At 73.2% G+C, this 6,644-nt stretch carries 6 protein-coding genes; 3 read left to right on the top strand and 3 right to left on the bottom strand.

What is annotated here, in order from left to right; translation table 11 throughout:
- The first annotated feature begins 36 nt into the window (after positions 1-36).
- Positions 37-675: a hypothetical protein gene (locus ACWEPL_RS57220; RefSeq protein WP_452441624.1), complete on the top strand. Its 639-nt coding sequence runs from the start codon at positions 37-39 to the stop codon at positions 673-675.
- A 576-nt stretch (positions 676-1,251) separates the two neighbouring features.
- Here the strand turns inward: ACWEPL_RS57220 and ACWEPL_RS57215 are convergent.
- On the bottom strand, positions 1,252-2,706 hold the full coding sequence (locus tag ACWEPL_RS57215; protein WP_452441623.1) for an MFS transporter: 1,455 nt from the start codon (positions 2,704-2,706) through the stop codon (positions 1,252-1,254).
- A 131-nt stretch (positions 2,707-2,837) separates the two neighbouring features.
- Here ACWEPL_RS57215 and ACWEPL_RS57210 point away from each other — a divergent pair, with 131 nt between their 5' ends.
- Positions 2,838-3,815, top strand: a complete 978-nt coding sequence (locus tag ACWEPL_RS57210; protein WP_452441622.1) for an Lrp/AsnC family transcriptional regulator — start codon at positions 2,838-2,840, stop codon at positions 3,813-3,815.
- A gap of 3 nt (positions 3,816-3,818) precedes the next feature.
- On the opposite strand, the gene ACWEPL_RS57205 is transcribed toward ACWEPL_RS57210, so the two are convergent.
- Positions 3,819-4,394 (bottom strand): TetR/AcrR family transcriptional regulator, encoded by a 576-nt coding sequence (locus ACWEPL_RS57205; protein ID WP_363980124.1) that lies wholly within the window; start codon positions 4,392-4,394, stop codon positions 3,819-3,821.
- Positions 4,395-4,404: 10 nt separating this feature from the next.
- A complete protein-coding gene (locus tag ACWEPL_RS57200; protein WP_452441620.1) occupies positions 4,405-5,385 on the bottom strand; it encodes a helix-turn-helix transcriptional regulator in 981 nt (326 codons plus the stop codon).
- Positions 5,386-5,473: 88 nt separating this feature from the next.
- Between ACWEPL_RS57200 and ACWEPL_RS57195 the strand changes: the two genes are divergently transcribed.
- The gene (locus ACWEPL_RS57195) at positions 5,474-6,607 is read left to right on the top strand and encodes an epoxide hydrolase family protein (protein WP_452441619.1); all 1,134 of its coding nucleotides are present in this window, start codon (positions 5,474-5,476) and stop codon (positions 6,605-6,607) included.
- Positions 6,608-6,644 lie beyond the last annotated feature (37 nt).

Raw genomic sequence — 6,644 nt, 5'->3', positions numbered from 1 at the left:
ACCGACGCGCTCTACCAGATCGGCTCGGTCACCAAGGTGTGGACCGCGACTCTGATCATGCAGCAGGTCGAACAGGGCCGGCTCACGCTGGACACCTGCCCGCGGGGCCAGCTTGACGGCCAGCCGCACGGCCCGCTCCTGCAACGCCAGCGTGTCCTGCGCGAAGATCAGGGACATGGCGGCCAGCACGACGTCCGCGCGGCGGGCGTCACGCAGCACGGCGTCGCCCGCCCACGACAGGGCCGCGCGCAGCAGCTTCTTCTCCGGCCGGAACGCCAGCGCCTCCATCGCCTCGGCGAACAGCTCCTCCTCCAGCCGCCCCGCCTCCTCCAGCCGCCGCAGCTGCGCCAGCGCCAGGTCGGCCACCGCGACCGGCCCGGCGGGCAGCAGCCGGGTGTAGTCTCTGGCCCGCTCGGCGGACTCGTCGATGTCGAGGTCGAGCCGATCGTGCAGGACGGCCAGGGCGCTCAGCGCCGACGGCCCGTCACGCAGCAGCCGCCCCACGATGCCGTCGATGACCGGTTTGCGCTCCAGCAGGCCGTCCTCGACGAGCCGGGCGATGGTCCCCACCTGCGCGGGAAGGGCCTCGCCCAGGCCGTCGACCTCGAAGAGCCGCGGCGCGAACGCGGTGAACAGCGGATCGGTGGCCGCCGTCCCCGGGTGGAGCGCGCGTAACCAGCCCACCATGAACGCGTCGCCGTCCGGCGGCTCGATCCCGGTCTCGCACACGAGCGCCGCGGCCACCTCCCAGTAGCGCATGTCGTTGAGGCGCAGGCGGGCGGCGATGCGGCGGGCCACGTCGGCCCGCCACTCGGCCGGCCGCTGCCGCAGCAGCAGGATCACGCGCTCGTCGTCGCTCTCGACCCACTGGAACTCGCGTCTGAACAGCCACGCCGTGACGGCCGCCGCGCCGCCCAGGCACGCCACGCCCGCCAGCCGCAACGGCCTGAGCTGGTGCCGCCAGGACCACCAATCCTCCATCCGCAGCCCCGACAGGTGGCGCGGCAGCTGCGCCGCCACCGCCTTGCGATCGTCGGCGTCCAACTCCAGGAGCAGGCGGAAGACGCGGGCCACGTCACCGCCCTTGGCCGGCTTGACCAGGCGCTCCCACGCGCTCATCCGGCCACCTCCGATGCGGACCGGGAAGAACCGGCGCATGACCACACCTCCGCTGCGTCAACCATGACGGTGACCCTAGCGATCACCCACGACAATCTCGGGCCCCGCGCGTCGACCAGCCCTTCGATGGGGTCAGAGCCTGGATCGGGTCGGCTCGCCCATGGCCGCGCGCTCCCGCTCCGGCTCGGGGGCGACGGGGGCTCTCATGAACGCCGCGGCGACGGCCGTGGCGGCCAGCAGCACGAGGCCGAGCCCGAACGCCGGCGCCGCCGCGGCGTTCCCGTCCGAGCCGCCGCCCAGGCCGTGCAGGAAGACGCTGCCGAGCAGCGCGATCCCCAGCGTGCCGCCGAACTGCTGGACGGCGTTGAGCAGGCCGGCCGCCGACCCGACCTGATGGGGGTGCAGGCGCGCCAGGGCGGCGGTGAAGAACGGGACGGTGACCATGCCGTTCCCGGCCCCGCACACCGCCAGCGCCACGAGCAGCGGCCACGAGTACGCGCCCGCGTAGGCGGCCAGAGCCCCGAGGACCCCGGCGAACAGGATGGCGAGCCCGGCGAACATGACCCGTGACAGGCGGTGCGGCGTCATCCGCGCGCCCACGATCCCGGAGGAGATCGCCAGCCCGGCCGACCACGGGAGCAGGGTCAGCCCGGCGGTCAGGACGTCGCGGCCCAGGCCGAGCTGCACCTGCAGCACGATGACCAGCATCAGCCCGTTGGTCACCGCGAAGAGCAGCGTCGAGGTCGCCAGCGCGGCCGGGAAGACCCGCTCGCCGAACAGGCTCGGCTCGACCAGGGGAGCACGCCCGCGGTGGGCCCGGCGGCGCTGGTGGAGCCCGAACGCCACCAGGACGAGGACCCCGGCGACGAGCAGGACCGCGCCCCACCCCGGCGGGACGGCGTCCCCGCCCTCGATGAGCGGGTAGACCACCAGCCCGGCGCCCAGCACCGCCAGCCCGGTCCCGGCCAGGTCCACCCGGGGCGGCCGCGCGGCCCGGTCCTCGCGGAGCAGGGGGCCGGTGGCGAGCACGGCGACGGCGAGGGGCACGTTGACCAGGAACGCCGCCCGCCACGACGAGCCGAACAGGTCGGCGTGGGTGAGCACGGCCCCGAGCACGGGCCCGAAGATCACCGACAGACCCATGACGGGCCCGATGGTGCTCATCGCCCTGGCCAGCTCGGCGCCGGCGAACATCGAGCGGATCAACCCGATCGTCTGCGGGATGATCAAGGCGGCGGCCGTGCCCTGGAGCGCCCGCGCCCCGATCAGCACGCCCGCGCCGGGCGCCAGCGCGCAGCACAACGACGCCAGCGTGAACCCCGCGATCCCGAGCAGGAACACCCGCTTGCGGCCGATCATGTCCCCCAACCGGCCACCCAGGATCAGGAACGCCGCGAACGGCAGCGTGTAGGCCGAACTGAACCACTGGATGGCGGACTCGGAGCCGCCGAGCCCGGCGCGGATCACCGGCGCCGCGACCTGCACGATCGTCGAGTCCAGCACGTTCATCGCCTCAGCGGTCAGCAGCACGCCCAGCACGACCCACCGCCACCGGTAGGCCACCGTCGGATCCTCCCGAACCGGCATGTCCCAGTCCCCCTCAGTCGTACGGATGACTTCCGCGACCAAGGCTGCGGCCACCGGCATCGGCGATTCCACAATGCCCGAGATGTTGGGGAAATTTTTCCACGAAGCCGGATCTCATGCATGATTTGCTCATGCTCGACGATCTGGACCGCGGTTTGATCCATGCCCTGCACATCGACGGGCGGGCGCCGTTCAGCGGCATCGCCCGGGTGCTGGGCGTGTCCACCCAGACCGTGGCCCGCCGCTACCAGCGGCTGCGCGCGAACGCCTCCCTGCGCGTCGTCGGGCTGCCCGACCCGTCCCGGGTGGGGCGCAGCCAGTGGGTGGTCCGCCTCACCACCAGCCCGGTCGCGACCCGTACCCTCGCCCAGGCCCTGGCCCGGCGGCCCGACACGTCATGGATCAAGCTGCTGTCCGGCGGCACCGAGATCTTCGCCATGGTCCACGTCCCGCACGGCGTGGACGACCCGCCCTCGATGCTGCTGCACGACCTGCCCAGGAAGGCCGGGATCACGTCGGTCTCCGCCCAGTACCTGCTCCACCCCTACCGGGGCGGGCCCACCGCGTGGCAGGGCATCGCCCAGACCCTCGACGAGGGACAGCAGCGGCAGCTCAGGCCGGCCGCGGCTGACGTGCCCGCCGCGCCGTCGGGCCGGCCGTCACTGGACCGCGCCGACCAGGCCCTGCTCGACGCCCTGCGCCATGACGGCCGGGCCGGCTACGCCGACCTCGCCAGGAGCACGGGCTGGTCCGAGGCCACGGTGGCGCGGCGCCTGGCCGACCTGCGCGCCCACGGTACGATCTTCTTCGACCTCGAGATCGACCCCGTCTCCCTCGGCGTCGCGACCCAGGCGCTGCTCTGGATGGCGATCGCGCCGGCGCACCTCGACCAGGTGGCCACCGCTCTGGCGGGCCACGACGAGCTCGCCGCCGTCGCCCACACCACCGGCCCCACCAATCTGCTGGCCCACGCGCTGTGCTCCGGCACCGATCACCTGCACCGCTACATCACCCACCGGCTGGGGGCGTTGCCCGAGATCCGCACCATCGAGACCGCCCCCGTCCTGCAGACCGTCAAGCACGCCGGACCGCTCCGGCCCGGCGTCTGACCCTCACGAGCCGGCCGCGCCGATCAGCCTGGCCGCCGCCGCCCTCGCGCGCAGCATCGCCGTACGGTCGTCGTCGACCACCACGCGCGCGTTGGCGCCGTCGATGAGCAGCAGCAACGCGTCGCCCACCTCTTCGGGCCGCGCCAGGCCCGCCTGCCCGGCCAGCGTGGCGAGCGTCCCGCGCAGCCACGACTTGTAGGCCGAGATCACCGCCCGCGCCGGATGCCCGGGATCGGGCAGCTCGACCGCTGCGTTGGTGAACGGGCACCCGCGAAAGCCCTCGCGGCCGTGTCCCTCGGCCAGCCAGTCGAAGACCGCCAGCACCGCCTGCCCGCCCCGGACGTCGCTGCCGGCCAGGTACGCGCTCAGGGCTGCCTGCCGGGCGGCGCTGCGGCGGGCGAGGACCGCAGCCACGAGGTTCTCCTTGGACCCGAACTGGGCGTACAGGGTCGGCTTGGACACCCCGGCCCGCTCCACCAGCGTGTCGACGCCGGTCGCGCGGATGCCCTCGGCGTAGAAGACCTCGGTCGCCACCTCCAGCAACCGCTGCCCGCCCGGACTGAGCCGCCGATCCTCCATCCGCTTATACTTACAGGTCAGTAAAGCCCACGGCAACACCGGCGGCCCGGACGGCGCGGCCGCCCACCGCCCGCAGGTACGCCAGCAGCTCGGGCGGCTCGTGCACCTCGAACTCGCAGCCGAGCATGAGCAGCCGCGCGGCCAGCCACTCCAGGGTGTCGGCGTGTCCGTGCAGCTCGCAGCTGTGCCCGTCGATGGGCCGGACGTCGCCCGGAGCGGCGCCGAGCCGCTCGATCGCCTCCTCGGCCGGCAGGCGCAGGGTGGCCCGCACCTCGTAGGTGGGGGCGAGCGAGTAGATCTTGCGGGTGATGAAGGCGGCCGCGTCCGGCTCGGGCGGTTCGCGGGGCGCGAACCGGACGCCGGTCGGGCGCGGGGCGCTGAGCCGGTCGACGCGGAAGATCCGCCAGTCGTCGCGGTCGTTGTCGTACGCGAGCAGATACCAGCGGCGCCCGCCGGCCACTAGGCGGTAGGGCTCGACCAGCCGGCTGGACCGGCTGCCGTCGTTCGCCTGGTAGTCGAAGCGCAGGCGTTCGCGGTTGGCGGCCGTCCAGGCGAGCACCGCCAGGTTCTGCGGATCGACGCTCGGCCCGTTCGCGGCCGTCATCGACACCGTGGCGGCCCCGAGCGCGCCGACGCGCTGCCGCAGCCGCGCCGGCAGCACCTGCTCCAGCTTGGCCAGAGCGCGTACGGAGGCCTCCTCCATGCCGTCCACCGGCTGCCCGGCCGCCATGCGCAGGCCCACCGCGATGGCCACCGCCTCCTCGTCGTCCAGCAGCAGCGGCGGCATGGCCTTGCCGGCGATGAGCCGGTAGCCACCCGCCGCTCCCATCGTCGCCTGCACCGGGTAGCCGAGCTCGCGCAGGCGGTCGATGTCGCGGCGGACCGTGCGAGGGCTGACCTCCAGCCGCTCGGCCAGCTCGCTGCCGGGCCATTCGCGCGGGGTCTGCAGCAACGACAGCAGCGCGAGCAGCCGTGCGGGGGTGTCGCTCATGACTCCAAGTATGGGCGTCATATAGGACATGGATCGACCTAGATGGCTCCTACTGTCGGCACGTCATCGCGACCGCAGGAGGACAATCATGGGCACCGAGATCCGCCCTTTTCGCATCGACATCCCCCAGGCCGACCTGGACGACCTGAACGACCGGCTGGCCCGTACCCGGTGGTCCCGGCAGCTGCCGGGTGAGGGCTGGAGCCGCGGCGTCCCCGCCGCCCACCTCGAGGAGCTGGCCGCCTACTGGCGCGACGGCTACGACTGGCGCCGGCACGAGGCTCGGCTCAACGGGTTCCCGCAGTTCATGACGGAGATCGACGGTCAGGACATCCATTTCCTGCACGTGCGCTCCGCCGAGCCGGACGCCCTGCCGCTCATCCTCACGCACGGCTGGCCGAACTCCTTCGTGGAGTTCGCCGACCTGATCGAGCTTCTCACCGACCCCCGCGCGCACGGCGGCGACCCCGCCCAGGCGTTCCACGTCGTCGTGCCGTCGCTGCCCGGGTTCGGGTTCTCCGCGCCGCCGCGCGAGACGGGCTGGGACGTCACGCGCGTGGCGCGGATCTGGGCGGAGCTGATGCGCCGCCTCGGGTACGACCGCTACGGCGCCCAGGGCGGCGATTACGGCGCGTACGTCGCCCCGGAGGTCGCCACGACCGACCCGGAGCACGTGATCGGCGTCTACGTCATCAGCGGGCTCGGCTTCCCCACCCAGGACGACGTCCCGGAGATGACCGAGGACGAGCGGGCGGCGTTCGCGCGGCTGCAGGAGCAGGACTGGATGAACGGCGTGGACCACCATGGGCTGCTGCGCGCGGCGCCGGCGACCTTCGCCTACGGCTGGCACGACTCCCCGGTCGCGGCGCTGGCCTGGATGACGCACAAGTTCAAGGAGTTCACCGTCGTGGCCAAGACCCCGGAGGAGGTGATCGACCGCGACCTCCTCCTGACGAACGTGAGCCTCTACTGGCTCACCGGAACCTTCGGCACCTCGTCCTGGCCCTACTACGAGAGCACGGGCTTCGGCTGGCCGAAGGGGCAGACGGCGGCGCCGACCGGCGTCTACAGCGGGCCGCCCGGGATCCGGCGGCTCGCCGAGCGGCACAACACCATCCTGCACTGGCCGGAGGACAACACGGCCGGACACCACTTCGTCGCCATGGAGCAGCCCGGCCGCCTCGCGGCCGACCTGCGCGCGTTCTTCGCCAAGGTCCGCTGAGCTTTCCTGGTGCGGCCGCGTTCGGTGACGCGGCCGC

The organism is Nonomuraea sp. NPDC004186 (assembly GCF_053603495.1).
The sequence above is the reverse complement of the archived record's forward strand: the minus strand, read 5'-3'. Positions and strand labels throughout refer to the sequence as shown.

Coding starts and splice junctions, on each gene's coding strand:
- ACWEPL_RS57195 (WP_452441619.1), top strand. CDS start 5,474: ATGGGCACCGAGATCCGCCCTTTTCGCATCGACATCCCCCAGGCCGAC.
- ACWEPL_RS57215 (WP_452441623.1), bottom strand. CDS start 2,706: ATGCCGGTTCGGGAGGATCCGACGGTGGCCTACCGGTGGCGGTGGGTC.
- ACWEPL_RS57205 (WP_363980124.1), bottom strand. CDS start 4,394: ATGGAGGATCGGCGGCTCAGTCCGGGCGGGCAGCGGTTGCTGGAGGTG.
- ACWEPL_RS57210 (WP_452441622.1), top strand. CDS start 2,838: ATGCTCGACGATCTGGACCGCGGTTTGATCCATGCCCTGCACATCGAC.
- ACWEPL_RS57200 (WP_452441620.1), bottom strand. CDS start 5,385: ATGAGCGACACCCCCGCACGGCTGCTCGCGCTGCTGTCGTTGCTGCAG.